Origin of the sequence: Brevibacterium sp., from assembly GCF_052105255.1 — a bacterium.
In the GTDB taxonomy this organism is placed as follows: domain Bacteria; phylum Actinomycetota; class Actinomycetes; order Actinomycetales; family Brevibacteriaceae; genus Brevibacterium; species Brevibacterium linens_B.
The window spans coordinates 1-24,983 of record NZ_JBQDYQ010000048.1 but is presented as its reverse complement, the minus strand read 5'-3'; the positions used below and the strand labels follow the sequence as shown (position 1 = coordinate 24,983).

At 64.2% G+C, this 24,983-nt stretch carries 23 protein-coding genes, 2 tRNA genes, 1 other RNA gene and 2 pseudogenes; 15 read left to right on the top strand and 13 right to left on the bottom strand.

What is annotated here, in order from left to right:
• Nucleotides 1-835: pseudogene (locus ACTIIH_RS12460) on the bottom strand (pyruvate dehydrogenase (acetyl-transferring), homodimeric type); the annotation flags it as partial.
• Between the two features lie 293 nt (nucleotides 836-1,128).
• On the opposite strand from ACTIIH_RS12460, the gene ACTIIH_RS12455 reads away from it, so the two are divergent.
• The 3 genes from ACTIIH_RS12455 (at nucleotide 1,129) to ACTIIH_RS12445 (ending at nucleotide 2,505) form a co-directional block, all read left to right on the top strand.
• Nucleotides 1,129-1,572 (top strand): DUF3052 domain-containing protein, encoded by a 444-nt coding sequence (locus ACTIIH_RS12455; RefSeq protein ID WP_169252195.1) that lies wholly within the window; start codon nucleotides 1,129-1,131, stop codon nucleotides 1,570-1,572.
• Entirely contained in the window at nucleotides 1,569-2,036 is a 468-nt protein-coding gene (locus tag ACTIIH_RS12450) for a redoxin domain-containing protein (protein ID WP_441452083.1), read from the top strand. Before ACTIIH_RS12455 ends, ACTIIH_RS12450 begins: the two co-directional genes overlap by 4 nt.
• A gap of 64 nt (nucleotides 2,037-2,100) precedes the next feature.
• Complete coding sequence (locus ACTIIH_RS12445; RefSeq protein ID WP_441092228.1) at nucleotides 2,101-2,505, top strand: HIT family protein; 405 nt, start codon at nucleotides 2,101-2,103, stop codon at nucleotides 2,503-2,505.
• 26 nt (nucleotides 2,506-2,531) lie between these two features.
• Here ACTIIH_RS12445 and ACTIIH_RS12440 read toward each other — a convergent pair.
• Together ACTIIH_RS12440 and ACTIIH_RS12435 are read right to left on the bottom strand one after the other, a co-directional pair.
• Nucleotides 2,532-3,052: pseudogene (locus tag ACTIIH_RS12440) on the bottom strand (MerR family transcriptional regulator).
• A gap of 71 nt (nucleotides 3,053-3,123) precedes the next feature.
• Nucleotides 3,124-4,305: a trans-sulfuration enzyme family protein gene (locus tag ACTIIH_RS12435; RefSeq protein WP_441092227.1), complete on the bottom strand. Its 1,182-nt coding sequence runs from the start codon at nucleotides 4,303-4,305 to the stop codon at nucleotides 3,124-3,126.
• Nucleotides 4,306-4,415: 110 nt separating this feature from the next.
• Between ACTIIH_RS12435 and ACTIIH_RS12430 the strand changes: the two genes are divergently transcribed.
• On the top strand, nucleotides 4,416-4,892 hold the full coding sequence (locus ACTIIH_RS12430; RefSeq protein ID WP_441092225.1) for an Lrp/AsnC family transcriptional regulator: 477 nt from the start codon (nucleotides 4,416-4,418) through the stop codon (nucleotides 4,890-4,892).
• A 17-nt stretch (nucleotides 4,893-4,909) separates the two neighbouring features.
• A complete protein-coding gene (locus tag ACTIIH_RS12425) occupies nucleotides 4,910-5,332 on the top strand; it encodes a DUF1801 domain-containing protein (RefSeq protein ID WP_441452080.1) in 423 nt (140 codons plus the stop codon).
• A gap of 34 nt (nucleotides 5,333-5,366) precedes the next feature.
• Here ACTIIH_RS12425 and ACTIIH_RS12420 read toward each other — a convergent pair whose 3' ends face one another.
• On the bottom strand, nucleotides 5,367-5,957 hold the full coding sequence (locus ACTIIH_RS12420) for a DUF2249 domain-containing protein (RefSeq protein ID WP_441452078.1): 591 nt from the start codon (nucleotides 5,955-5,957) through the stop codon (nucleotides 5,367-5,369).
• Nucleotides 5,958-6,079: 122 nt separating this feature from the next.
• Here ACTIIH_RS12420 and ACTIIH_RS12415 point away from each other — a divergent pair, with 122 nt between their 5' ends.
• The gene (locus ACTIIH_RS12415; RefSeq protein WP_441452077.1) at nucleotides 6,080-6,427 is read left to right on the top strand and encodes a cupin domain-containing protein; all 348 of its coding nucleotides are present in this window, start codon (nucleotides 6,080-6,082) and stop codon (nucleotides 6,425-6,427) included.
• Between the two features lie 135 nt (nucleotides 6,428-6,562).
• Here ACTIIH_RS12415 and ACTIIH_RS12410 read toward each other — a convergent pair.
• Both ACTIIH_RS12410 and ACTIIH_RS12405 read right to left on the bottom strand, forming a co-directional pair.
• Nucleotides 6,563-6,636 (bottom strand) — tRNA-Val (locus tag ACTIIH_RS12410).
• 103 nt (nucleotides 6,637-6,739) lie between these two features.
• Nucleotides 6,740-7,228: a TetR family transcriptional regulator gene (locus ACTIIH_RS12405; RefSeq protein ID WP_441092219.1), complete on the bottom strand. Its 489-nt coding sequence runs from the start codon at nucleotides 7,226-7,228 to the stop codon at nucleotides 6,740-6,742.
• A gap of 82 nt (nucleotides 7,229-7,310) precedes the next feature.
• Here ACTIIH_RS12405 and ACTIIH_RS12400 point away from each other — a divergent pair.
• Nucleotides 7,311-7,387 (top strand) — tRNA-Pro (locus ACTIIH_RS12400).
• A 310-nt stretch (nucleotides 7,388-7,697) separates the two neighbouring features.
• Here the strand turns inward: ACTIIH_RS12400 and ACTIIH_RS12395 are convergent.
• The gene (locus ACTIIH_RS12395; protein ID WP_441092217.1) at nucleotides 7,698-9,164 is read right to left on the bottom strand and encodes a uracil-xanthine permease family protein; all 1,467 of its coding nucleotides are present in this window, start codon (nucleotides 9,162-9,164) and stop codon (nucleotides 7,698-7,700) included.
• 480 nt (nucleotides 9,165-9,644) lie between these two features.
• Between ACTIIH_RS12395 and ACTIIH_RS12390 the strand changes: the two genes are divergently transcribed.
• A complete protein-coding gene (locus ACTIIH_RS12390) occupies nucleotides 9,645-9,941 on the top strand; it encodes a hypothetical protein (RefSeq protein WP_441092216.1) in 297 nt (98 codons plus the stop codon).
• A 14-nt stretch (nucleotides 9,942-9,955) separates the two neighbouring features.
• Here the strand turns inward: ACTIIH_RS12390 and ACTIIH_RS12385 are convergent, their stop codons facing one another.
• Nucleotides 9,956-11,497 (bottom strand): fatty acyl-CoA synthetase, encoded by a 1,542-nt coding sequence (locus ACTIIH_RS12385; protein WP_441452074.1) that lies wholly within the window; start codon nucleotides 11,495-11,497, stop codon nucleotides 9,956-9,958.
• 129 nt (nucleotides 11,498-11,626) lie between these two features.
• Between ACTIIH_RS12385 and ACTIIH_RS12380 the strand changes: the two genes are divergently transcribed.
• Complete coding sequence (locus ACTIIH_RS12380; RefSeq protein ID WP_441452072.1) at nucleotides 11,627-12,481, top strand: Nif3-like dinuclear metal center hexameric protein; 855 nt, start codon at nucleotides 11,627-11,629, stop codon at nucleotides 12,479-12,481.
• Between the two features lie 14 nt (nucleotides 12,482-12,495).
• On the top strand, nucleotides 12,496-13,224 hold the full coding sequence (locus ACTIIH_RS12375; RefSeq protein ID WP_441452070.1) for a zinc ribbon domain-containing protein: 729 nt from the start codon (nucleotides 12,496-12,498) through the stop codon (nucleotides 13,222-13,224).
• A gap of 37 nt (nucleotides 13,225-13,261) precedes the next feature.
• Here ACTIIH_RS12375 and ACTIIH_RS12370 read toward each other — a convergent pair whose 3' ends face one another.
• Entirely contained in the window at nucleotides 13,262-14,038 is a 777-nt protein-coding gene (locus tag ACTIIH_RS12370) for a YaaA family protein (protein WP_441452068.1), read from the bottom strand.
• Between the two features lie 141 nt (nucleotides 14,039-14,179).
• Between ACTIIH_RS12370 and rnpB the strand changes: the two genes are divergently transcribed.
• Nucleotides 14,180-14,548: RNase P RNA component class A (gene rnpB, locus ACTIIH_RS12365), an RNA gene on the top strand.
• 28 nt (nucleotides 14,549-14,576) lie between these two features.
• On the opposite strand, the gene ppgK is transcribed toward rnpB, so the two are convergent.
• Both ppgK and map read right to left on the bottom strand, forming a co-directional pair.
• Entirely contained in the window at nucleotides 14,577-15,410 is an 834-nt protein-coding gene (ppgK, locus tag ACTIIH_RS12360; protein WP_441092208.1) for a polyphosphate--glucose phosphotransferase, read from the bottom strand.
• 1 nt (nucleotide 15,411) lies between these two features.
• Nucleotides 15,412-16,320 (bottom strand): type I methionyl aminopeptidase, encoded by a 909-nt coding sequence (map, locus tag ACTIIH_RS12355; protein WP_441092207.1) that lies wholly within the window; start codon nucleotides 16,318-16,320, stop codon nucleotides 15,412-15,414.
• Nucleotides 16,321-16,445: 125 nt separating this feature from the next.
• Here map and ACTIIH_RS12350 point away from each other — a divergent pair, with 125 nt between their 5' ends.
• A complete protein-coding gene (locus ACTIIH_RS12350; RefSeq protein WP_441092206.1) occupies nucleotides 16,446-17,171 on the top strand; it encodes a FadR/GntR family transcriptional regulator in 726 nt (241 codons plus the stop codon).
• Nucleotides 17,172-17,390: 219 nt separating this feature from the next.
• On the opposite strand, the gene ald is transcribed toward ACTIIH_RS12350, so the two are convergent.
• Nucleotides 17,391-18,509, bottom strand: coding sequence for an alanine dehydrogenase (gene ald, locus ACTIIH_RS12345; protein WP_441452066.1), 1,119 nt, complete (start codon nucleotides 18,507-18,509; stop codon nucleotides 17,391-17,393).
• Nucleotides 18,510-18,828: 319 nt separating this feature from the next.
• Between ald and ACTIIH_RS12340 the strand changes: the two genes are divergently transcribed.
• The 3 genes from ACTIIH_RS12340 to ACTIIH_RS12330 are packed head-to-tail and all read left to right on the top strand — an operon-like array spanning nucleotide 18,829 to nucleotide 23,436.
• Nucleotides 18,829-19,032, top strand: coding sequence for a hypothetical protein (locus ACTIIH_RS12340; protein ID WP_441092440.1), 204 nt, complete (start codon nucleotides 18,829-18,831; stop codon nucleotides 19,030-19,032).
• 4 nt (nucleotides 19,033-19,036) lie between these two features.
• Nucleotides 19,037-20,395, top strand: coding sequence for a type I glutamate--ammonia ligase (gene glnA / locus ACTIIH_RS12335; protein WP_441092439.1), 1,359 nt, complete (start codon nucleotides 19,037-19,039; stop codon nucleotides 20,393-20,395).
• Nucleotides 20,395-23,436 (top strand): bifunctional [glutamine synthetase] adenylyltransferase/[glutamine synthetase]-adenylyl-L-tyrosine phosphorylase, encoded by a 3,042-nt coding sequence (locus tag ACTIIH_RS12330; RefSeq protein ID WP_441452064.1) that lies wholly within the window; start codon nucleotides 20,395-20,397, stop codon nucleotides 23,434-23,436. Before glnA ends, ACTIIH_RS12330 begins: the two co-directional genes overlap by 1 nt.
• A gap of 73 nt (nucleotides 23,437-23,509) precedes the next feature.
• On the opposite strand, the gene ACTIIH_RS12325 is transcribed toward ACTIIH_RS12330, so the two are convergent.
• A partial coding sequence (locus ACTIIH_RS12325) for a mycothione reductase (RefSeq protein ID WP_441452063.1) occupies nucleotides 23,510-24,983 on the bottom strand: 1,474 nt, incomplete at its 5' end.

The window sequence follows — 24,983 nt, the reverse complement described above, 5'->3', positions numbered from 1 at the left end:
GGTTGCAGTTGATGACGAAGTTGAGGTTGTCGAGCTCTTCGAAGGCGGCGACGTGCAGCATGCCGCGGCTCTCGGGCTCGTCGAGCTCGCCGTCGCCGAGGAAGGCCCAGGTCTGCTGCTGCGACGTGCCCTTGATCCCGCGGTTGTGCAGGTACTTGTCGAACTGTGCCTGCGCGATCGCGTTCATCGGTCCCAGCCCCATCGACACCGTCGGGTGCTCCCAGAAGTCCGGCAGCTGGTGCGGGTGCGGGTAGGACGGCAGCCCCTGCGGCTTGCCGTCGATGAAGTGCGACTGCTGCTGACGGAACCCGTCGAGCTGCTCGGCGCTCATCCGGCCTTCGAGGTAGGCGCGGGCGTACATGCCGGGGGAGGCGTGTCCCTGGTAGAAGATGTGGTCGCCGCCGCCGGGATGGTCCTTGCCCCGGAAGAAGTGGTTGAGGCCGACCTCGTAGAGGGTCGCCGACGAGGCGTAGGTGGAGATGTGTCCGCCGACCTCGACGCCGGGGCGCTGGGCGCGGTGGACGAGCATGGCGGCATTCCAGCGGTTCCAGCGACGGTAGCGGCGCTCGACCTCTTCATCACCGGGGAACCAGGGTTCGTGCTCCGGACCGATGGTGTTGACGTAGTCGGTGGCCGTGAGGCTGGGCACGCCGATCTGCTTCTGGCGCGAGCGCTCGAGCATGCGCAGCATGACATAGCGTGCTCGAGACCGACCGCCCTCGTCGATGAGGCCATCGAGGGAGGCCAGCCACTCAGCGGTCTCCTCCGGGTCGATGTCGGGCACTTGGCTGGGCAGCCCGTTGAGGATGGGTCCGCCCTGATTCCGATTGTCCACGATGTGGTCCTCTCTTCAGCTCCACGATCTTCTTTGGTGTAGAGATCATGTCCATCGGATGGTGTGCGCTCCGCAGGTTGTCCGAGCCCAGGGGCCACCCAATACACCTGTCAGCCTAGTACTCCGAGCCGAACTTCGCGCTCCCGCGATGTTGTGATCTCTCTGACGCATCTGCCCGCCCGGCAGAGATGGCCACCGTCCGGTGTGCTGATTGAGTGCTGTTTGGGTGCGCTTGCCGCGCGCGGGCGCGCCGATATTTGCACCTTGACCACTGTTGGCGGAAGAATACAGGCATGAGCAACTCCGCTTCTGAAAGGACATCCTCCACTTCGACCCTCGCAAACGAGCTGGGCCACAACCTCGGTTTGAACAAGGGCGACTACGTGCAAGAGGTCGGCTATGACGACGACGTCGATCAGGCGCTCTGCGAGGCGATCGAGAACATCATCGGAGACAAGATCGCCGATGGCGAAGAGGATGACGTCTACGACGTGATCCTCATGTGGTGGCGGTCGGACGACGATGATCTCATCGACGGCCTCGTCGACGCCCAGACCACATTGAAGGAGGGCGGAGTCGTGTGGCTGCTCAGCCCGAAGGCGAACCGTCCGGGACACATCAGCCCCGCCGAGATCTCCGAAGCGGCGCCCACCGCCGGAATGCACGTGACCTCCACGGTCAGTGCCGCCGATGACTGGGCCGGATTCCGGCTCGTGGGCAAGAAGAACTATTCATGATCCTGAGGCCCGGTGATCGGGCCCCGGATCTCACCCTCCCCGATCACCTCGGATCGGTCGTCACCCTCACCGAGGCGGACCCACGTTCCGCGGTCGTGCTTGCATTCGTTCCGTTCGCCTTCTCTCCGATCTGCGGAGACGAACTCGCCGCCCTCGACCGGTGGCAGGAGAGGATGCGGCAGGACTCCCTCGCCGTTGACGTCGTCGTCGTGTCCGCGGACTCCAAATACACTTTGGCGGCGTGGGCCCGCCAGTCTGGAACCGACGTCACCTTGGCCTCGGATTTCTGGCCTCATGGTGATGCGGCGCGTGCGTTCGGCGTCTTCGATGAGTTCCACGGAGTCGCCGAGAGAGGAGTCTTCGTCATCTCACCTGCGGGTACGATCGTCAGTGGCAGGCAAGTTGCGCGCACCGAGACTCGGGACTTCTCCGAGGATTTCGCCGCGGCGCTTTCCAGCCTGTGAGAATCGCGCCACCACCGAAGTGCCGATCGACGGCACCTTCGGCGACTGCTGAAAAGGACACCTTATGGCCACGCTGTTCACGAAGATCATCAACGGAGAGATCCCCGGCACGTTCGTCCATCAGGATGACACGTGCGTCGCACTCCTCGACGTCGCTCCGATGACGGAAGGTCACGTCATGGTCGTTCCGCGGGAGGAGATCTCCCACTGGATCGACGCCGATGGGGAACTTCTCTCTCACCTCACCGCGGTGGCGAAGAGGATCGGCGAAGCCCAGAAGCGGGCTTTCGACTGCGAGCGCATCGGTCTTCTCATCGTCGGCTACGAAGTGCCCCACCTGCACATCCACGTCCTGCCGACGAATTCGATGGATGACTTCGACATCTCCGACCGCGCCCCGATGCAGACTCCGGAGCAGCTGGAGGCACCCGCCGAGAAGATCCGGCAGGCACTCTCCGAACTGCCCTGAGTCGACGAGAGCCGACTCCGTGGGTGTCAGAGGCCGCGAGTCACGAGGTAGCGCTCGAGTGCGTCCCTGACGAGTTGGGCTCCGCCGGTGCCGCCGTAGTTCGCTGCGAACCGGGGGTCGTCGACGTACATCTGCCCGAGGCCGCGCACATAGCCTGCGAGGTCTCCGTCGGGATCGTTCGCGGGTGTGCCCGGAACTGCTCGCAGCCATTCGACATGACGTCGGGCGAGGTCCTGGCAGCGGTCCGATTCGGGCGGCGCTCCCGCCTCGGCGGCGGCGATCCAATCCTCGGACAGAGCCGAGACGTGAGCCTTCCACTCCTGCTGCTCCTCCGGGGACTTGCGGGACCACCATTCGTCTCCCCGTCGATAGGCATCGGCTTGAGCAGCAGGATGCGCTGAAGGCGCACCAGGGCTGCTTCGTCGTAGCAGCGATAGCCATTGGCGGCGATGGAGGTCGGCGGCAGCAGACCGATGGCGTCATAGTGACGCAGGGTTCGGCTCGTCGTTCCCGTCAGCCGTGGGATTTCCTGAATGGACCAGTCCATGCCTGACAGCTTAGAAGTTGACGCTGCGTCAAGGTCAAGAGGCGGTTGAGACGTCTGACATGTGAGCGATGTCAGGCCGCGTCGCGGATGGCGTCCAGCGCTGTGAACAGGTCGCGGGCGAGGTCGTCGACATGTTCGAGCCCGACCGACAGGCGGACGAGGCCGTCACCGGGCTTTGCGGTGGCCGCCACGGGCCGGTGGGTGAGTGAGGCCGGGTGCTGGATGAGCGTATCGGCACCGCCGAGCGAGACCGCGTGCACGATGAGGTCGCAGTGTTCGACGAAGGTCCGGGCCGCTTCGAATCCACCGGCGAGTTCGATGGCGATCATCGCCCCGCCGCCGCGCATCTGCGAACCGACCAAGCCTCGCGGATCGGACCCGGCGAGACCGGGGTAGTGGACCTGGGCGACCTCGGGGCGCGTCTGAAGACGACGAGCGAGCTCACCTGCGGTGTCCTGAGCTGCGCGCATCCGCACGGCCAGCGTCCGCAGCCCGCGATGTAGGAGATAGGCGCCCATCGGGTGCAGGAGGGCCCCTGTGATGGCGCGGACCCGGCGCAGACGCATGGTCCATTCGGTGTTCGTCGCGATGATTCCGCCCATCGCGTCGCCGTGACCGCCGAGGTATTTCGTGGCGCTGTGGAGGACGAGGGCGGCCCCGTGATCGATCGGCCGTTGGAGCACCGGGGTGCAGAAGGTGTTGTCGACCAGCACCGGCACATCTCCCGCTGCGGTGACAACCGAGCCGATGTCGACGAGGTCGAGGCTGGGGTTCGCCGGTGTCTCGACGATGACGAGCCCGGTGTCTTCACGGATCGACTCGGCGATCTGGTCCTCTTCCGCCCAGGTCACCGAGGTGCCGAGGAGCCCCGACTCAAGCAGGTGGTCGGTGCCCCCATAGAGGGGACGGACGGCGACGATATGGGGCGTTCCGGACTCGACTGCGGCGAGCAGCGCGGCAGTCATGGCAGCCATTCCCGTGGCGAAGGCCACTGCAGATTCGGCGTTCTCCAATTCGGCGAGCGCGGATTCGAATCGCGCCACTCCGGGCTGCCACAGACGTTGGTAGACAGGGGAATCGCCCGCTTTCAAGGCATGTCCGCCGGCAAGGCTCTCATAGGAATCTCCTCCCGTGCGGACGTCGTTGACCGGGTTGGTGGTGGAGAGGTCGATCGCGGGGACGTGGACGCCTGCGGCCGCGAGACCGTCCATCCCGCCGTGGACCATACGGGTCTCAGAGTGCATCGATGTCATAACCGCATTCAATACACTTCTCCCGGCAGACGCAATGATCATGCAATCTCCTGCGAGGATCCGCGATTCCGGCAGGAGAGTCTGCGAAGATGTATGGAAGACTGTGACTCATGTCGCAGAATGTCTCACTCGATGTCACCGATCGTCGCCTCCTGCAGGAGCTCAACGCCGATGCCCGGGCCTCGGGCGCAGTCCTGGCCGCGGCCGTCGGGATCTCCGAATCGACGGTCTCCCTGCGCCTCAAACGACTGAGATCTCTCGGTGTCATCCGCGGATTCCATATCGATGTCGATCCGACAGCGCTGGGCATGGGCCTGCAGGCGCTCGTATCGATTCGCCTGGCCAAGCATGATCGCGCCGAGATCGATGCGTTCACTGCGGCCGCGCCGAAGTTCCCGGGGGTGGTGCGGATGTACCATATGGCCGGAGCTGACGACTATCTGCTGCATATCGTCGCCACCGATGCTGCCGCTGTGCAGTCCTTCGTGCTCGACTATCTCACCCGGTATCCCGCTGTCGCGCATACGCGGACGAACCTCATCTATCGGGTCGAGGACGGCTCGGCATGGATCCCCGAGGAGTCCTGAACTGCCATACTGTCCTCATGGCAGAGAACAAGACCCAGCCGACCGATGCCGATGTCGCCGCGTACCTCGATGCCGTGACGCCGGAGAAGCGCAGGGAGGACGGAATCGCCCTCGACGCGATCTTCCGCGATGTCACCGGCGAAGAGCCCGTCATGTGGGGGCCATCGATCGTCGGCTACGGGCGGTACCACTACCGATCGCCTGTGAACCCGCGCAGTCACGGTGAGTGGCCGGCGACGGGTTTCTCCCCGCGCAAGAGCCAGCTCTCGCTGTACGGGCTCAAGGACCTGCCGGAAGGGGCGACGCTGCTCCCGCGGCTCGGAACGTACACCGAGGGCGCCGGGTGCGTCTATGTGCGTCGTCTGGAGAACATCGACGAGGCGGTGCTGCGCAGGCTCATCGCGATCGCCGCTGCCCGTCCGGATGATCCGGAACCGTGACGCCGATCACCGGTTCGAGTGTCCAGCCCAATCATCAGCTGCGAGCCGTGATACTCAGCCCCTGTTTGCGCTGATGGACCGAGAAGTACTGCAGCCCCGCCTCGGCGTCGGCCAGAAAACGACGGCGGGAGCGTCGGGGCAGCCATACGATCTCACCGGGGGACAGGTCAATCGTTCCCGTTTCGGTCTCGAGGGTGCCGGCACCAGCGAGGATGTGGATGAGGACGTCGAGAGACGGGCCGGTATGTTCGCGGATCTCCCCGCCCGGGGCCAGCGCGATGACGTTCGCATCGAGGTCACGGTGCTGCGTCGGCAGCTGCCAGACGGCCCCGGAATCCTCGACAGTCTCGCTGAGTTCGGCGACGTTGAGGACGACGCGAGGCGCAGGGGTGGACGCACGGCGGAGGATGCGCACCCGGACCTCATCCTCGGTGCCCTCCAGCGGCTCCCATCCGACCGACTCGGCGAACTCGCGTGCCAACTCCGCACGCAGACCCTCGGGCGGGTGGTCATTGATGAGGATCAGGCCTGTGCCGACTTCGAGATCTTCATAAGCTTTGATGATGAGGGGATGTCTCTCCGGCTTCGGTATGGTCCGGACGTCGATGACGGGTTCGTCTGCCACAGCATGTCCTCTCACTTGCTTCTCTGATTCCTCTTCGAAGCTATCACCACAGATCGAAAACGAGGCTACCCTGAGGCGAGGAGCAAGCATCAGGACTGCAGGCAACTCAGGAGGAGCTTACGATGACCAATCAGGTGTCCGCACAGAACCTGGAGACCCTCAGCGCAGAGCTGATGGAGAAGGCGCGAGGGGCACGCAGCGGAAGGGCCGCCAAGGGTGTTTTCGCCGGAACCTATCTCCGGCAGGCCCTGCTGACTCTGCGAGCGGGTGCAGAACTCGCAGAACATGATGCTCCACCGGAAGCGACGTTGCACATCGTCACGGGCCAGGTGCGGATGGTGACTGCCGACGAATCGTGGGAACTGGGTGGGGGAGAACTCATCGCTATTCCCCCGCAGAAGCACTCGGTGGAGGCGTTGACCGATGCGGCGTTCCTGCTCACGATCCGCACAGAGATCGACAGGGGGTGATCGACCCCGTGGTCGCCTCGGCGAGTTTCGGGGCGGCGGGCTCGGACCTGCGTGGATCGGACCTGCCGATCTGGGCTGGTGGGTTGGGTCGGAATACGGGATAGGCACCGGCGTGAACACGGGATGCCTTGACGGTGGGCCCAGAGGGACTCGAACCCCCGACCCTCTCGGTGTAAACGAGATGCTCTAGCCAACTGAGCTATAGGCCCCACCTGCGTCGTCGACGACTGCGACTGCGCTTGTTCAGTATGCCACATCCCGAGGTGAGCGGCGAAACGGGAGCGACTGCGGTGAGTGTGTCGCTCAGACCTGTCACCGGGAAGCTCGCAGCAGAAGTGCCGCATTGGCGGCGAAATTCTCTGCCGCATCGGCGGGATCGATCGCGAAGAGTCTGCGGTTCTGCTCCACGGCCACGGCACCGAGCGTGAGCGCGAGGATTCCGTGAGAGAGTTCGGCACCCAGCCGATCGGCCGCCAGGGCTTCAGGCGTGACGTCTGCCGGTGCGATCGAATAGCCGAGCAGCACGATCTCGGCTCCGTCACGGTATTTCAGCAGCACCTCGCGCAGAGACATGGCTGCGGCGAGTGGATCCGCGACGGCGGGACAGAGGGTATCGACTTCGGCCTTGAGGCGGCGGGAGATGAGGATGAGAAGGGACTGTTTGTCCTTGACGTGCCAATACAGCGCCGAGGGCTGAACCTCGAGTTCACGGGCGAGTCGGCGCATGGACAGATCGCCGAGACCGTAGTGCGACAGGATGGTCAGAGCAGTGGTGGTGATGCTTTCGGCTGTCAGTGCCAATGAGACATACCTTTCATTCTTCCGCAGTGGGCCGTCCCGATTTTTCAGATCGCGTTCCCATCGCTATAGTAGTTCCTGGTCACGGGATATAGCGCAGCTTGGTAGCGCGCCTCGTTCGGGACGAGGAGGTCGTGGGTTCGAATCCCGCTATCCCGACCACGGGAAAGTGCCGCAGCATCGCTCAGGTGAGGTTGCGGCACTTCTGCATTCCCGGCCCGTTGCCCGCCGGCCGGAGACCACTCTGCGTCCAAACCATCAAGACGCGAGCAGACGCCTAGGACGAGAAGCAGCGCACGGCCGCACCGAAAGTGGTGCGGTGCGTTCTCGCCGTGGTGCAGGACCAATCGATTTCTGACCAGATGATCGAGTTTGAACCCGATGACTGGTCCAGAACTCGATGCTGAAATGCACAACGGCGATGGGGCGCACTGCTCGAAACGGCAGCACGCCCCATCGCCTCAACTGGTGCTCAGGCGGGTGAGCCCGGCTCTTGGGAGGAGCCGTCCGCCACGTCGGAAGCGAACGGGTGGGTCGCCCGGCCCCGCCGAGGAGCCTGCGGCGCATCGGTTCGGTCGGCCGCCTCGGCGAAGTTCTCTGTCACGTTGTCAGGGTCTGTGCCCCGCCATCGGGCGATCGCCTTCATCACCTGATAGATGATGATCGCCGAGGCGGTTCCCAGGGCGATGCCTTCGAACTGGAGTCCGCCCGGGGCCCAGGTGAAGTTCGCGATGGCGACGATGAGTGAGACCGCGGCAGTGTTGAGATTGATCGGATTGGAGAAGTCGACCTTGTTCTCCACCCAGATGCGCACGCCGAGCATGCCGATCATTCCATAGAGCACGGTCGCCGCTCCGCCGAGGACGCCGGGTGGGATGGTGGCGATGATCTCGCCGAACTTCGGCAGCATGCTGAGGACGAGGGCGATGATCGCTGCGCACAGGTAGGCGGCGGTGGAGTAGATGCGCGTGGCGGCCATGACTCCGATGTTCTCGGCATAGGTCGTCGTTCCCGAACCGCCGCCGGATCCGGCGAGGATGGTCGAGAACCCATCGGCGAAGAGCGTGCGCCCGGTCAGCCGGTCGAGGTCCCGGCCGGTCATTGCGGCGACCGATTTCACATGGCCGATGTTCTCTGCGATGAGAACGAGGACGACGGGCAGGAAGAGGCCCAGGTAGCCGAGATCGAACGCCGGCGCATGGAACGCGGGCAGTCCCACCCAGTCGGCTTTCGTGACGGTGGAGAAGTCGAGCTCGCCCTGCAACCATGCCGCACCATACCCGACCAGGACGCCGATGAGGACCGAGAGTCGGCCGAGCATCCCGCGGAAGAGCACCGTGGTCAGCAGGATCGCGACGATCGTGATCACGGCGGTCAGGGGAGCGGCCTTGACCCAATCCCAGGCGGCCGGGGCCAGATTGAGGCCGATGAGGGCCACGATGGCCCCGGTCACCACCGGTGGCATTGTCACTTCGATCCATCGGACGCCGACGAAATGAACAATGAGCCCGACGAGCGCCAAGGTGACTCCCACCGAGATGATTCCGCCCTGGGCCAAAGCCATGGCTTGAGGCTCGAGAGCCTCCCCTGACGTCGCCGAGAACCCCGTGACCGCACCGATCGGGGCGAGCAGTCCGAACGACGACCCGAGGTAGGAGGGCATCATGCCCTTCGTGATGAGCAGAAAGAGCAGAGTGCCGATGGCGGTGAAGAACAGCGTCGTCGACGGCGGGAAGCCGGTGAGAAGGGGTACGAGGAATGTCGCACCGAACATCGCCACGACGTGCTGGGCGCCGATGCTGATGGTCCGCGGCCAGCTCAGACGCTCCTCGGGCAGAACCTTCTCACCGGGAGCGATCGTCCGCCCGTCACCGTGCAGGCGCCAGCCGCGGCGATTGCCTGTTCGCTTGTGGGTGTCCGTGGGTGCCGACTCCGCCATTGTGTTCCTCGTTCCGTTCTTCCCTGTACTGGGTCGTTTGCCGGCGGTCGGGCAGCGCTCCGGGCCAGCGCAAGAATTCTATGCTCCAGCTCGTCCGCACGCCGACTCGACGACTGACGAACTGGTTTCGACTGCATGGGATCCGAGCCTGCCCCAACGACTCGGGGCAGTGTTCTGATAGCGCACTGAGCAGTGTTCAGGAGATCTGACCGGGACCGACTCTGACCATGTCCAATCGCACGGAGACGAAGGACCAATCGGTGACCACTTTGAACCTTGACCAGCACGTGAACCCAGACCGACTCGCGGAGTCCCTCTGAATGGCCCCGGGAATACGGCCACTAAAACCAACGCCCCCGCGCTCCTGGCTACGACGGACGAGGAGCTGTTCGGTCTCGTCCATGCAGGGTCGCGACTCCGCCGAGAGCCCTTCGGCATGACGATCAAGTTGAACTATCTCGTCAACCTCAAATCGGGAATGTGCCCGGAAAGCTGCACCTGCTGCAGCTGGCCAACTCGATCTTCCTCGGCGACTACCTCACCGCCGAGGGCCAAGCCGCCGCCGACGACCTCGCCATGATCCGAGACAACGGATTCACCATCCTCGAACAGGAGACCGGAAAGGGAGGGGAGGCCCGAACCGACGAATCCGCTGAAGGTTGCGGTGGGGGAGCCGGCGGCTGTTCCGATTCGCAGACCACCGCCGAGGCGGCCACCCACACCGATCCCGTCATCCGCAGGCGCGGTGCAGGCACCGCTGAAGTCGCCAACGCCTGAGCGGCCGCATGCCCTCAGGCTTGGCGCAGGCTCCGCTTGAGGATCTTCCCCGCCGAGTTCTTCGGCAGTTCGGCCACGAACTCCACCCGCTTGGGCACCTTGAATCCGGCCAAACGCGACTTGACGTGGCCGGTGACTTCCTCGGCCGACAGTGACGGCTGGCCGTCCTTGAGGACGACGAAGGCGGCGACCGCCTCGATCCACTTCTCATCGGCGATCCCGACCACAGCCACCTCGGCGACCTGCGGCAGCTCGAAGATCGCGTCCTCGACCTGGCGGCTGGCAACCAGCACGCCGCCCGTGTTGATCACGTCCTTGACCCGGTCGACGACCTCGACGAAACCCTCCTCGTCGACCTTGACGAGGTCCCCGGAATGGAACCAGCCGTTGTCGAACGCCTCGGCGGTGGCCTCCGGCCGGTTCCAGTAGCCTTCGCACAGCTGCGGCGACCGGTAGAGGATCTCGCCCTCCTCGCCGGGGCCGACGTCGTCACCGCCGGCGTCGATGACACGGGTCTCGACGAACATGACCGGGCGACCGGCCGAACCCGGATGATCGTCGTGCTCTTCGGGACGCAGCACAGTGCACAGGGGCCCGAGCTCGGACTGGCCGAAGCAGTTGTAGAAGCCCAGCTGCGGAAGCCGCCGGCGCAGGCGCTCGAGGATCGGCCCTGGCATGATCGACGCACCGTAGTAGGCCTTGTGGAGGCTGTCGAGGTTGCGGGTTTCGAGGTCGGGGCTGTTGGCCAGCGCTACCCAGACGGTGGGAGCGGCGAAGAATGAATTGATCTGGCGTTCCTCGAAGATGGCGAGCAGCTGCTCGGGCACGGGTGCAGGGACGATGATGTTGTGCGCGCCGATCGACAGCAGCGGCAGCAGGAAGACGTGCATCTGCGCAGAGTGATACAGCGGCAGGGCATGGACGGCGCGATCCGTCGCTGCGAGGTCAAGGGACATGAGGGACGACAGGTACTCGTGCAGAAGTGCACGATGCGTCATCACCGCCCCTTTCGGCGCCGAGGTGGTACCGGAGGTGTAGAGCAGCTGTGCCACGTCGCCGTCGTCGACGGTGAACTCTGCACTGTCGGCAGGAGCGATCTCCTCCGCGGTGGCGATCGGGACGAGATCGGCGAAGTCGATCACCTGCGCCTCGGCCCCGGTAGATGTTGAGGTGACAGCGGACATGAGATCGGAGTCGGCGAAGACGATCTCGGCACCGGAATTGTTGAGGATGTAGTCGAGTTCGTCGTTCTTCAGCTGATAGTTGACCGGCACATGGATGAACCCGGCACGGGCGCAGCCGAGATAGAGGAGGACGAAGAGATCGGAGTTCTTTCCATAGGCGGCGACCCGGTCACCCTTCGTCACGCCGAGACGGACGAGTTCGCGAGCCACCGCGGTCACGGCGGCGTCGAGCTCAGCATAGGTCCAGGTCCGATCGCTGAACTCGATGGCGGTGTCGGTAGGGAAACGACCAGCGCTGCGTCGGATGAGATCCGAGACCGTGGACGAGCTTCTGCTGACGGGTGATTCGAAGGAGGTGCCTGTAGTTGTCATAATCCAAATATATGATCTGACTCACGTTCTCGGAAAATTGTCCGCTGATCTCTTCGTCGTCCTCGGGGTGTTCCCAATTGCCGGATTTGCGGGCCATGATCACCGACCCCGATGTAATAGTGTGGGGGCATGAGACATCCGAAGGTGAGTGACTGCGTTGAGGTCTTCGACTCGCTGTGGCCGCCGGCTCTGGCCGAGCCCTGGGATTCAGTGGGACTGGCTGTCGGCGACCCGGATTCCGAGGTCCGGTCGATCCTTCTGGCTCTTGATCCGATGGACGCAGTCATCGCCGAGGCTGTCGTCCTCGGTGCGGATCTGGTGTTCAACCATCATCCGCTCATGCTCAAGCCCGTGAAGTCGGTGAATGCCGCCACGCTCAAGGGCGGAGCGGTGCATACCCTCATCAGCAACGATATTGCTCTGTTCAATGCGCACACGAATGCCGATTCGGCCCGTGGCGGAGTCTCCGATGTGCTCATGTCACTCATGGGCATCGAGGATGCGCAGCCTCTGGCCGCACACGACACAGCTGGCGGATCGGATGCTGACTCATTGCCGACGGGGATCGGCCGCGTCGGGGACCTCGACGAACCCACTGCGGTCCGCGACCTTGCCAGACGACTCGCGTCTTGGCTGCCGCGCACCACGACTGGTGTGCGCATCGCCGGCGACCCGGCGGCGCAGGTGACCCGCGTCGCGGTCTGCGGCGGCGCCGGCGACTCGCTGTTCGACGAGGTCCGGGCCAGCGGCGCCGACGTCTACGTAACCGCCGACCTGCGACACCACCCCGCCACCGAGGCTCTCGACACGGCGAACCGTCGGGAGGACGGACTTTCGCTCATCGACGTCTCTCATTGGGCTTCGGAGACGGTCTGGCTGACTGGCGCAGCCGAGGCACTCGAGACCGAATTCGCCCGGCGCGGATTCAGTGTTTCGCTGCAGCACTCAGCGGTCAACACCGACCCCTGGGTCGAACGGTACTGACAAGGAGACCGACGATGCTCATCACCGACAGCCAGAGAACAGCGCTGCAGACCCTCATCGAACTCACCGCCCACGAGCGCGCCCTGCGTTTCGAATATGACAATCCGAAACGGGCAGAGGAACTTCAGGAGCTCATCTCTCGCCACAAGGAGCTCGGAGAGAAGCGGACCGAGGCCGCCGCGGTCGTCGACGGTCACCAGCAGGCCATCGCCGAAGCCACCCGTCTCATCGAGGCGCAGCGCTCGACAATCGAGAAGAAGACCGCCGAGCTCAACGACGGCACCGGTCTGACCAGCAGAGACATGGTGCATCTGCAAGAGGAGATTGCCGGTCACGAATCTCGGGTCTCCGAACTCGAAGAATCGCAGCTGGAGGAGATGGAGAAGCTCGAAGCCGCAGAGGACGAGCTGGCGGCACTCGATGAGCGAATCACCGATGTCACGGCCTCCGGCAAAGAGGTGCAGACCGCGGTGAAGGACCGGAAGGCCGAACTGCGGGAACTCATCGCCGAGAGCGAATCCGCCGAGTCCGGTCCGAGAAGCGAAATTCCGCAGCAGCTGCTGTCGGCGTTCGATGCCAATGTTCGGCAAGGCGGTCCCGGAGCCGCACTGCTGAATGGGCCCAACTGTCAGGCGTGTGGTCAGGAGATCGGCGGCGCAGCCTGGCACGAGATGCTCGGTGCCGATGTCAATGAAACCTATGAATGTGAGGAGTGCGAAGCGGTGCTGCTGCGCCGCAGCTGACCGCGGATCTGCCGCCCTGTTCGCTGCTGACGAGGCGTCAGTCTCGGAGGACGATCATGAGGTTCCCCGGCTTCGATGCCGTCGGCGCGACGTACTCGACTTCGTAGAACTCTTCGGCCCGAGCGACGAGCTCGTCCGCTGTCTCCGGCAGCTCACGCTCATCGGAGAGCAGTCGACCAGCGAACTCACCTCGGTAGAATTTCGCCCAATGGGAGACGACTCGCCGTTTCCCGCCGCTGACGGACACGGCACCCATGGTGACGACCTGATCGGTGGGACCCGGCCACACGGACCGGTAATCGCTCGAGCGGCAGTCAAGGGCCACCTCGGCGGGATCGAGGGAACAGGACCTCGCCAGAACCGGCTTCCAGTATGAGGTCAGCTTTCCAAGGGTCCCCAGATCGGTCTTCATCGCCAAACGGTAGGCGGGGATCTCATCGAGTCCGTGCACCCGGCCGAACAGAGCGGAGAAGACGTGGACGTCGCGGAGGCGGTCTCGCAGCGTCTCGTCGTCATCCGACTGCGCAACCAGCTCGGTTGCGCCCATCGCCTCGTAGAGCACCCCGGAATAGGTGAGCAGCGCGGGGGCGCAAGGGATCTCATCGAGAATCGTGTTGCGTTCGACGTCCTCGGTCAGGGACGCGCCGACGCCGAGCTTCTCGAGGGCATCTCGACGTTTCGACACCTTCTTCAGCGCAGCGAGCACACGCTTGCGTTTCGGGGTGAGTTCCGGAGCCGAGAGACCGTCGAGATCGAGCGTGGGACCGGTTGACGACGGTGTCTTGCCCTCGGAGGGCGGCAGCAGGATCTTCACCACCCCATCGTATGATCACGCACTCACGCAGTCGGGACCGGGTGTCGATGATATTGATCACGTCCGATGTCCGGCCTCCGCTGCGCGTGGGTGCTGTGTGCGCAGCGGCCTCGCTGAGCGACTACACTGGGGTGCTTGAGGACAGGTCACCAGACGGTCGCGGCTCTCTTCACGAGGGCTGAGGAACGTCCGGGCTCCACAGAGCAGGGATGGTGGGTAACACCCACCCGGGGCGACCCGCGGGCCAGTGCAACAGAAAGCAGACCGCCCAGTTCCGACTGGGTAAGGGTGAAACGGTGGTGTAAGAGACCACCAGGGCGGCGGGTGACCGTCGCCGCTGGGTAAACCCCATCCGGAGCAAGATCAGACAGACGACGTTCGAGGCTGCTCGCCGAGTCGTCGGGTGGATTGCTTGAGGCCGGTGGCAACATCGGTCCCAGATAGATGACCGTCAGGCGAGAAGGGCGACCGACTCGTCGACAGAACCCGGCTTATCGGTGGCCTGTCCTCACCCTCATCCTCAGTTGCGACGCCCGATTCAGGACGGACTGCGACGAACCTTCGCCTTACCGCCGTTGACCGCGATCATCGCAGCTCCCACGATTCCGGCGTTGTTGTACAGCTTCGCCGGCTTGAGTTTCGCCCGCGTCTCAATGAGCGGCAGGAACTGGTCGTGGGACTTCGAGACTCCGCCGCCGACGATGATGACGTCCGGGGCGACCAGCAGCTCGATCATCGAATAGTACTGCTGCAGTCGAGCCGCCCATTCCGGATAGGTCAATTCCAGCCGGGTCCTGACCGATTCCGCGGCCTGCGTCTCGGCATCGGCCCCGTTCATCTCGATATGACCGAGTTCGGTGTAGGGAACCATCCGGCCGTGAGTGAATAGGGCTGTTCCGATTCCGGTGCCCAGAGTCGTCAGCAGCACCGTCTTCTTCCGGTGCTTGCGTCCGGCTCCGAAGATCATCTCGGCCAGGCCGGCGGCATCGGCGTCGTTGAGGAAGTACACGGTGCGTCCCGTGCTCTGCCCGATGATCTCGGCGATGGGCGAACCGATCCAACTCTGGTCGAGGTTCGCCGTGTATTCGACGAGTCCTTCGCGGATGACACCGGGGAAGCCGCAGCCGACCGGAAGGGAGTCGATAGCGGCACGGTCGGCGACGAGTTCGAGTTCGACGGCACGCTCACTGAGCGCATGGAGAAGCGTGGTGATCGTGGCCGCCACGGCCTCCGGAGTGCTCGGCTTGGGGGTGAGCTCGCGCAGTCGCTTGAACGGCAGCTTGCCGGTCACCGTGTCGACAAGGGCCGCTTTGATCCCGGTTCCGCCGATGTCGATTCCGATTGCAAAGCGGGGGGAGGCCTCTGTTCTCATCTCAGCTCTCCTCGTGTGCCGGTCCCGCGGCAATCGCGGTGTCGGCGTCGGGCAGGGTCAGGATATCGGCGCCGGACTCGGTCACCACCAGCGTGTGCTCGAACTGAGCGGAGCGCTTGCGATCCTTCGTCACCACGGTCCACGAATCATCCCATACGTCCCAATCGATCGTACCGAGGTTGAGCATCGGTTCGATCGTGAAGATCATTCCCGGCTCCATCGTCTCCGCGTGGGCGGGAGCCGCATCGTAGTGCGGGATGATGAGCCCGGAGTGGAATTCGCGTCCGACTCCGTGCCCGCTGTAGTCGCGAACGACTCCGTAGTCGAACCGCTTCGCGTACTTCTCGATCACCCGTCCGATGACGTTGATCTGCCGACCCGGTCTGACCGCTTTGATTCCTCGCATCATCGACTCGTAGGTGCGTTCGATGAGAAGGCGGGACTCCTCATCTGCGTCACCGGCGGTGAATGTGTAGTTCGTATCCCCGTGCATGCCCTGGTAGTAGGCGGTGATATCGACGTTGACGATGTCACCGTCTTCGATGACAGTTGAGTCGGGGATGCCGTGGCAGATCACCTCGTTGACGGAGGTGCACACGGACTTCGGGAAACCGCGATAGCCCAGAGTCGATGGGTACGCTCCGTGATCACACATGAACTCGTGCGCGACCCGGTCGATGTCATCGGTGGTGATGCCGGGGGCGATCATCTCGCCGACGGCGGCCAAGGCGTTGGCCGCGATCCGACCGGCCGCCCTGACCACCTCGACCTCCTCGGGGTTGTAGAAATTGCTTCCCCGGCCTTCATCGGCGTCGGCGCGACCGACGTACTCCGGGCGGGGGATGTCCTTCGGCACACCGCGTTCGGGCGACATGGTGCCGGGCGTGAGCAGGCGAGTGTGAACAGTCATGATGGTGTCGATCCTATGCTGGAAACGCGGCTTTGTCCCGCCGGCCGCCCGCCTGTCGATGCGGGTGCGAGGAGTGGGCGGAGTCTAGAATCGGAAGCAGCCGTGCCAAAGAGACGGGAGGCAGATTGAGCGACGACACGACATCGGCGGGCCACGAGTTCGCGGGCCTGGGCGAAGTGGTGAGCCTGACGAGCGCACCGCAGCAGATCGCCGACCACATCCTCTCCGGAATCGCCGTCGGAGCGTTGCCGGAAGGCACCCTGTTGCCGGGCGAACGGACGTTGGCCGCAGATCTGCAGGTCTCCCGCTCGAGCGTGCGCGCGGGCCTGCTGCGGTTAGAGCGTCTCGGTGTCGTCGAACGTCGCCGCGGCCGCGGGGGAGGGACGTTCGTCAAGACCGCCCGCCCCGAGGCGCTGGCCCCCATGGCCGACAGGATCGACGGGTTCCATGCCGAGAGGCGGAACCTGCTTGACGCCCGCGCCGTCTTCCAGAATTCGTTGGCGGCGACCGCGGCCCTGCGACGCACCGAGGAGGAGCTGAGCGAGCTCCGCGAACTGGCCGAGGTCTATTCCCAACGCGCCGAGGCGGCCGCCGCGCGCACCGCGGACGCGCAGTTCCACTTCGCCATCGCCCGTGCCGGTCACAACCCGGAACTCGTGCGCATGGCCATCGACCTCGATACGAAGATCAACGCCGGCTTCCGTCACGACCCGTTCTCGGCCGAGCTCTTCGATCACGCCGTGGACGACCACGCCGCGATCGTCGAGGCGATCGCCGCCGCGGACGCAGCAGAGGCCGGACGACTGTGCGAGGAGCACTTCAGATACACGACCATCGTCCCCCGAAGCTGAACCACTTACTACCTGACGGCGGGGGGGCAAAACGCGCAGCGGGTTGGTGTGCGCCGGCCGCGGTGGTATTTGGGTGGTGAAGTTTGGGGGGGGGGGGGGGGCGCCCACCTACCAAACCCCCCCCACCGCCCCCCCACCCTCAACCCCTAACTCCCTCCCGGCGGCCCAGATACCTCGCGCGAGGTTGCTGCGCCGCCGTCAGGTAGTAATAGGGGTTCTTCAGTTGGCTAGGGCGTGGGCCACGGACACGGCTTCGTAGCCGAACGCCTCGGCGACGTTGTCGTTGGTGACATGCCCGTTGTGGATGTTGAGTCCACGGGCCAGGGCCGAATCGTTCGACAGCGCCTTATGCCACCCCTGGTCGGCGATCTTCACGGCAAACGGCAGAGTCGCATTCGTCAGCGCCGCCGTGGCCGTGTTGGGCACGGCACCGGGCATGTTCGCCACGCAGTAGTAGACCGAGTTATGGACGGTGAAGGTCGGATCATCGTGAGTCGTCGGTCGCGAGTTCTCGAAGCAGCCGCCCTGATCGATGGCGATATCAACGAGGACGGACCCCGGTTTCATCCCGGAAACCATGTCATCGGTGACGAGCTTGGGCGCCTTCTTGCCCGGGATGAGCACCGAACCGATCACGAGATCGGCCGAGGCCAGAGATCTCGTGATCTCGTACTTGTTCGACACCTTCGTGCCGATGGCACCGGCGAAGGTCTCATCGATCTGCCGCAGACGCGGGATGTTGATGTCGATGACCTCGACGGTCGCTCCAAGACCGAGGGCCATGCGGGCGGCATTCGTCCCTGCCACACCGGCACCGATGACGACGACATTCGCACGTTCGACTCCGGGAACACCGGAGAGCAGAATGCCGCGACCACCATTGGCCTTGAGCAGGCTGTGCGCGCCGACCTGAGTCGACAGGCGACCGGCGATCTCACTCATCGGCGCCAGCAGCGGAAGACCGCCGCCGTCGGGCTGGACGGTCTCGTAGGCGATGGCCGTGGTCCCGGCCTCCATCAGAGCCTTCGTGAGTGCCTCATCGGCGGCGAGGTGGAGGTAGGTGAAGAGGATGAGATCCTTGCGCAGGAACCCGTATTCCTGGGCGATCGGCTCTTTGACCTTGAGCACGAGGTCGCCGGCTGCCCATGTGGTGCCGGCGTCGGGGGCGATCTGCGCTCCGGCAGCCTCGTATTCGGCATCGGCGATGAAGGAGCCCGCGCCGGCTCCTGCCTGCACGGTGACCTCGTGGCCGTGGGCGACGAGTTCATGGACGCCGGCAGCGGTGATGGCGACTCGGAACTCATTGTTCTTGACCTCGGTGGGCACTGAAATGCGCATGGTGTGTCCTTCTCTCGTGATCGTGCGCCGCATGGGCGGAGGCGACCGACTTCTCCGTCGGTCGTCGATGGTGTCAACTCTATTCCTTAGAAGGTTTGGAGAGCAAACCTTTAAATCTGTTTCCGTCATCACTGATGCGAAATCAGTGCGTCTGGGTGCCAGATAACGCGGAAAACATGATTCCAGTCGAGCTCAGACTGCACCGAAGATGCAGATAGGGCGCTTCCGACGCATCAGCGACACGTGCCGTCAGTTCGCGACGTGAAACGGTAAGCTGAAAGCGTCAATGCAGAACCCCGCTGAGGAGAGAAGGCTCGCCATGGGACTCTACGAAGATATCGACGATCCGAACTCGAAGTACTACTTCAATCTCGAGACGAACACTGTCGAAAAGGGCCTGGTCAGCGATTGGACCCACCGGATGGGGCCATACGAGACCGAAGAGGTCGCCCGTGCCGCCCTGGACAAGGCGCGAGAGCGCAACCAGCAGTGGGACGAAGACGACGAGAAGTGGAACGGCTGAGCCGATGTCGCGTCAGGAGGAATTCGTTCTCAGGACCGTCGAGGATCGTGAAGTGCGATTCATCCGACTCTGGTTCACTGATGTCATGGGACAGCTGAAGTCCGTGGCCATCGTCCCCGCCGAACTCGAAGGCGCCTTCTCCGAAGGCATCGGATTCGACGGCTCGGCAGTTGAAGGGCTGTCCCGGGTGTTCGAGGCCGATATGGTGCTCAAACCCGACCCCTCGACGTTCTCTCTGCTGCCCTGGCGCGGAGAGACCGAACCGACCGGGAGGATGTTCTGCGATATCCATGTGCCCGGGGGAGAGCCAGCGCCGGCCGATCCGCGCAACGTCCTCAAACGCACTCTGGCCAAAGCCGCCGAACGCGGCTTCACCTTCTATGTGCATCCTGAGATCGAGTTCTACCTGTTCAAGAGCGACAATCTCGACCCTGTGACCGGGATCAGCGACGGCACAGCGCCGATTCCCGTCGACACAGCAGGCTACTTCGACCATGTCAACGGGGGAACGGCCAATGACTTCCGCCGCGAAGCAGTCACCATGCTCGAAGCCATGGGACTGTCGGTGGAGTTCTCCCACCATGAGGCCGGACCTGGTCAGAACGAGATCGACCTGCGCTACGCCGACGCGCTGACCATGGCCGACAACGTCTTGACGTTCCGGTCGGTCATCAAAGAGGTCGCGATCTCCCAAGGCGTCTACGCTTCGTTCATGCCCAAGCCGATGGCCGATCACCCAGGCAATGGGATGCACACGCATGTGTCCCTGTTCGAGGGCGAGAACAATGCCTTCTTCGAACCGGGGGCCGAATATCAGCTGTCGAAGACCGGCCGACAGTTCATCGCCGGACTGCTCACCCACGCCGCCGAGATTTCGGCAGTGACCAACCAGCACGTGAACTCCTATAAACGTCTCTGGACCGGCCATGAAGCTCCGTCGTACATCTCGTGGGGCCACCGCAACCGTTCTGCTCTCGTACGGGTCCCGCAGTACAACTCCGGAAAGTCCTCGTCCGCTCGTGTCGAGTACCGTGCGCTGGATTCCTCCGCCAACCCGTACCTGTCGTATGCGCTCATGCTCGCAGCGGGACTCAAGGGGATCGAAGAGGGCTACGAACTGCCTGAAGAGGCCGAAGACAACGTCTGGCTGCTCTCTTCCACCGAACGGCGGGCGATGGGGATCGAGGCGCTGCCGCGCAGTCTGTCCCATGCCCTGGAGCTGATGGAGGGATCTGATCTCGTCGCCGAGACCCTGGGGGAAGAGGTGTTCGACTTCTTCCTGCGCAATAAACGGCAGGAATGGGCCGACTATCGCGCGCAGGTGACTCCATACGAGCTCGCGAAGCACTTCACCTCGATGTGATGGCCGCAATCACCTCACGCACGACCAGCGTCCCGGAGGCCACCGCTCGGTTCCTCCACGAGCTCGATGAGCTCCTCGGCGTCCCCCTGGCAACTGATTCGCGGTTCGTTGATCTCCTCATGGCGACCCCGGACCCGCATGGAGCGGCGCTGGGTCTGTTGCGCGTGGTCGAGGCCGCGGGGGAGGGTTCCGCGACCCTGCTCGACGCAGTGAGGACCGGAGCGAAGAGCGAGCTGGCCGAGGACGAACTCAACCGCCCTCTCCTGGCCCGGCTCCTCGCGGTCGTCGGCACTTCAGAGGCGATGGTCGACCATCTGGTCCGGCATCCCGACTCCCTGCCGCTGCTGCTCGTCCCCGACCCGTTCCTGCTGATCTCCACGCCTGCCGCCTCGGCGGTGTCCCTGAGATCAGAGATGCTTTCGGCCCTCGGTGCGGACCCCGAGGATCCGGCTCCGCGCGCCGCGGTGACCGGAGATGACGGGGTCAAGGCGCTGCGACGGAACTATCGAGATGCGGTGCTTCGCCTCGTCGCCGATGATCTGTCGGCGGAGTCTCCGGACGAAATCGTCGACCATGTCATGGCTGTCCTCTCCGACCTTGCCGCCGCTGCCCTCGACGCGGCCCTGGCCATCGCACGAGCCGAACTCGACGAGGCGGCCGACATCCGTCTGGCGGTCATCGCTCTGGGCAAGACCGGTGCACGAGAACTCAACTACGTCTCCGATGTCGACGTCGTCTTCGTCCTCGACTCCGCCGAGACCGAAGGTGCCAGGAGCCTGGCCACCGATCTCGCCCAACGTATGCGCAGCATCCTCTCCGACGCCGGAGGCGAGCCTGCACTGTGGGAGGTCGACACCGCACTGCGTCCCGAAGGAAAAGCCGGAGCCCTCGTGCGCACGCTGTCGGAATTCGAGCACTACTATGCCGATATCGCCGAGAACTGGGAATTCCAGGCCCTCCTCAAGGCCCGACCCGTCGCCGGCCACAGCGAGGTGGGACAAGCCTTCTCCGAGTCTCTCCTGCCCTTGGTCTGGCAGGCGGCCAGCCGTCCCGGCTTCATCGACGGAATCCGGGCGATGCGTCGCCGCGTCGTCGACCTCATCCCGGCGGTCGAGGCCCCACGCCAGATCAAACTGGGTCGCGGCGGGCTGCGGGACGTCGAATTCTCCGCTCAGATGCTCCAACTCGTCCACGGACGCAACGACGAAGACATCCGCACCCCGAATACACTCGTTGCTCTCCGTGAGCTAGGAGAACACGGCTATATCGGCCAGCAGGATGCATCCGTCTTCTCTACCGCATACCGCTTCATGCGCGTCGTCGAACACCGCGTCCAGATCCCGAGGATGATGCGCAATGCGCTCATTCCCGACGATGAGGCCAAGCTGCGAACGTTGGCCCGTTCGGTCTTCCGGTCAGGTTCACGGACCGGCGACCGCCTCGAACAGGCTCGCCGCGATTATGCGAAGCAGGTCACCCGCCTCCATGAGCAGATCTTCTATCGGCCCATCCTCGAGGCGGCCGTCGGCGTCCACGGAGCCGTCGTGGACGCGCAGAAACGGGGTTCGAGCCTGCAGGCGGCAGCCGATCGTCTCCAGGCTTTCGGATATGTGGACCCGCAGGGTGCTTTGAGCCATATCAAGGCCCTGACCACAGGGATGTCGCGCACTGCCATGGTCATCAAGCAGGTGCTCCCGGCGCTGCTCGACTGGTTCTCCGACGGTGTCGAACCCGATCGAGCACTGCTGGCCTTCCGACGACTCAGCGAATCGCTGTCATCGTCCGGGTGGTTCCTGAAGATGCTTCGCGACTCCGGCCTGGCCGCCAAATCCGTGGCCGAGGTCCTCTCCCTGTCCGGGTATGCGACGGAGCTTCTGCTGCGCCAGCCCGCCGCTGTCGCCTGGCTGGACCGTCATGTGAATCTCGAAGCTCGTGACCTCTCGATCCTCAACGCCGAGGTCGACGGGCTGCTCAAGCGCCATGGCGCCGATGCGGTGACCCCGATCCGCGATACGTACAGCCGTGAACTGCTCCGGATCGCTCTGCGCGACGTCCTCAACGTCGGCGAACGCACGCAGATACCCGGTGATCTCTCCGATCTCATGGACTTGGCGGTCCGAGGGGCCCTGCAGGCAGTCCGAATTGACCTCGACGGTCCTGACACTCCGGACTACGAATTGGGGATCATCGCCATGGGCCGTTGGGGCGGACGGGAGATCGGCTATTTCTCTGATGCCGATGCGATGTTCGTCTACCGCCCCGTGTCAGACGATCTCGACGCCGAGGCCCGCGGGAAACTGAGCAAACACGTGACGAAGGTGGCGCTCCAGCTGTCATCCCGACTCAAAGCCAGCGAAGGAGCCCAGGGGGTCGACCTCGATGCTGACCTGCGTCCGGAAGGCAAGAACGGGCCGTTGGTGCGCAGTCTCTCGTCATACCAGGCCTATTACGCGAAGTGGTCCCAGCCATGGGAGGCACAGGCGCTGCTGCGGGCGCGCCCAGTGGCCGGCGATGACGGTCTCTTCGAGGCATTCCTGGCACTCATCGATCCGCTGCGCTATCCGGAGGAGATGCCGCAGAAGGCGTTGACACAGGTGCGCACGCTCAAGGCGCGAATGGAAGACGAACGGCTGCCCCGCAATGCCGATAAGCGGCGGCACCTCAAACTCGGCCGAGGCAGCCTCTCCGATGTCGAATGGACCGTGCAGCTCCTGCAGCTCCAACACGCCCATCGGGTGGAAGGCCTGCAAACCACCTCGACTCTGGCGGCTCTCGACGTGGCCAAGCACGAGAACCTGCTGCCGGCTGAGGACGCCGACCAGCTGGCGGCGGCCTGGCAGTTGGCCACCGATGTGCGTTCGGCCGTGATGCTCTTCCGCGGACGCATCGCGGAATCGCTGCCTGCCGATCACACCGAGCTCGAAGCCGCGGCCCGACTCCTCGGCTATCCGGCAGGGGCAGGATATGACCTCGAAGACGATTATCTGCGCACCACCAGGCACGCACGTTCCGTGATGGAACACCGCTTCTACGACTTCTGACTCGCAGGCGGCGACAGCCGCCGGCGTGCGGATTCTCTCGGTCATGGGACGAATCGGCAGTCGGTGGATGTGCTCAGTCGTCGAATTCGAGTCCGAGCAGGGCGTTCTCAACGACCTCGGGCAGTGCCGGGTGGATCCAATACTGCCCTGTGGCCACCTCGTCGGCCTTCTGCCCGAAGGCCATGGCCTGGATGAGCGGTTGGATGAGCATCGACGCTTCGTGCCCGACGATATGGGCGCCGAGGATGTGCCGGGCGCTCCGATCGGCGATGATCTTCACGATCCCCGGGTCATCGGCCATCGCCCAACCGTAGGCGACATCGGAGAACTTCTGCACCTTGATAGTGACGTCGTGTCCGGCCTCAGTGGCCTCTGTTTCGGTCATGCCCACATAGGCGACCTGCGGGGAGGAGAAGACGGCACCGGGAACGGCGTGGTGATTGACTGCGGCGAGGTCGTTCGCACGGGCACTGCCGGGCGACCCTGCGGCAACGTCTGCGGCCAGATTGCGGCCGACGATCTTCGCTTCGTGGTTGGCGACGTGTTTGAGCTGATGGGGTGAGGAGATGTCTCCGAGAGCGAATACTCCGGGAACGGGCTGACCGGCCGAGAGGACTCTTTGGTGCTCGTCCACGGACAGGCGATTGCCGTCGGTGATGTCGAAACCGGCGGCCTCGACATCGAGCTCGGCGGTGTTGGGAAGCCTTCCCGTGGCCACGAGCACCCCGTCGGCGGTGATCGTCTCCGGCAGGTCCGCCTCGACGAGGCGGCCGCTGGGTTCGAGGGTCAACGTGACTTCGCCGTCGGTGATGTCGATCTGCTTGGACTGGGCACCGTGAAGGACGGTGTGGGTGGAGTCGAAGACCCGGGTGAATTCATCGGCGGCCTCCTGATCCATATTGCCCAGGAGGCGAGGACCACGGGCCAGGACAGTCACCTCGGTGCCGAGTGCGGAGAAGACGTGGGCGAACTCCATGGCGACGATTCCGGAGCCGATGATGATCAGGCGCCGCGGCTGTTCAGCGCGGCGCATCACAGTGTTCGAGGTGAACACCGGGTAGTCGTCGGTGTCGATGCGGACGCTGTCGAGCCCGGCGATGTCGGGGAAGATCGGGTGTGCGCCAGCGGCGATGACGATGCGATCGGCGGTGATCTCCTCGCCGGAGGCGGTGCGCACGGTCTTCTGCCCAGTGAAGTGAACATGTTCAGCGACAACGGTGATATTGGGCTGGCGGTCGCTGCTGCGGTATTCGCGCCCTCCGGACTCGATGGCGTCGATGCGCGAGAAGATGCGGTCCTGGAGTCCGGTCCAATCGACCTTAGGGTGAGTCGGGGTCAGGTTGTAGCGGTCGGCTTGGGCGGCCTGCTCGGCCAGGGTGGCGGGAAAGACGAACATCTTCGTCGGGATGCACCCGACGTTGAGGCAGGTGCCGCCGAAGTGCCATTCCTCGGCGATGGCGGTCTTCAGGCCCGCGAATCGCTTGTCGAGGAGCATATTTCCCGAACCGGTGCCGATGAGCAGCAGGTCATAATGCGTCAAAGTCCAT

Bases quoted from the DNA above. Each gene is read 5' to 3' on its own strand.
- ACTIIH_RS12455 (WP_169252195.1), top strand. From the start codon at position 1,129: ATGAGCAACTCCGCTTCTGAAAGGACATCCTCCACTTCGACCCTCGCA.
- ACTIIH_RS12450 (WP_441452083.1), top strand. From the start codon at position 1,569: ATGATCCTGAGGCCCGGTGATCGGGCCCCGGATCTCACCCTCCCCGAT.
- ACTIIH_RS12445 (WP_441092228.1), top strand. From the start codon at position 2,101: ATGGCCACGCTGTTCACGAAGATCATCAACGGAGAGATCCCCGGCACG.
- ACTIIH_RS12435 (WP_441092227.1), bottom strand. From the start codon at position 4,305: ATGACATCGATGCACTCTGAGACCCGTATGGTCCACGGCGGGATGGAC.
- ACTIIH_RS12430 (WP_441092225.1), top strand. From the start codon at position 4,416: ATGTCGCAGAATGTCTCACTCGATGTCACCGATCGTCGCCTCCTGCAG.
- ACTIIH_RS12425 (WP_441452080.1), top strand. From the start codon at position 4,910: ATGGCAGAGAACAAGACCCAGCCGACCGATGCCGATGTCGCCGCGTAC.
- ACTIIH_RS12415 (WP_441452077.1), top strand. From the start codon at position 6,080: ATGACCAATCAGGTGTCCGCACAGAACCTGGAGACCCTCAGCGCAGAG.
- ACTIIH_RS12395 (WP_441092217.1), bottom strand. From the start codon at position 9,164: ATGGCGGAGTCGGCACCCACGGACACCCACAAGCGAACAGGCAATCGC.
- ACTIIH_RS12385 (WP_441452074.1), bottom strand. From the start codon at position 11,497: ATGACAACTACAGGCACCTCCTTCGAATCACCCGTCAGCAGAAGCTCG.
- ACTIIH_RS12380 (WP_441452072.1), top strand. From the start codon at position 11,627: ATGAGACATCCGAAGGTGAGTGACTGCGTTGAGGTCTTCGACTCGCTG.
- ACTIIH_RS12375 (WP_441452070.1), top strand. From the start codon at position 12,496: ATGCTCATCACCGACAGCCAGAGAACAGCGCTGCAGACCCTCATCGAA.
- ppgK (WP_441092208.1), bottom strand. From the start codon at position 15,410: ATGAGAACAGAGGCCTCCCCCCGCTTTGCAATCGGAATCGACATCGGC.
- map (WP_441092207.1), bottom strand. From the start codon at position 16,320: ATGACTGTTCACACTCGCCTGCTCACGCCCGGCACCATGTCGCCCGAA.
- ald (WP_441452066.1), bottom strand. From the start codon at position 18,509: ATGCGCATTTCAGTGCCCACCGAGGTCAAGAACAATGAGTTCCGAGTC.
- ACTIIH_RS12340 (WP_441092440.1), top strand. From the start codon at position 18,829: ATGGGACTCTACGAAGATATCGACGATCCGAACTCGAAGTACTACTTC.
- glnA (WP_441092439.1), top strand. From the start codon at position 19,037: ATGTCGCGTCAGGAGGAATTCGTTCTCAGGACCGTCGAGGATCGTGAA.
- ACTIIH_RS12330 (WP_441452064.1), top strand. From the start codon at position 20,395: ATGGCCGCAATCACCTCACGCACGACCAGCGTCCCGGAGGCCACCGCT.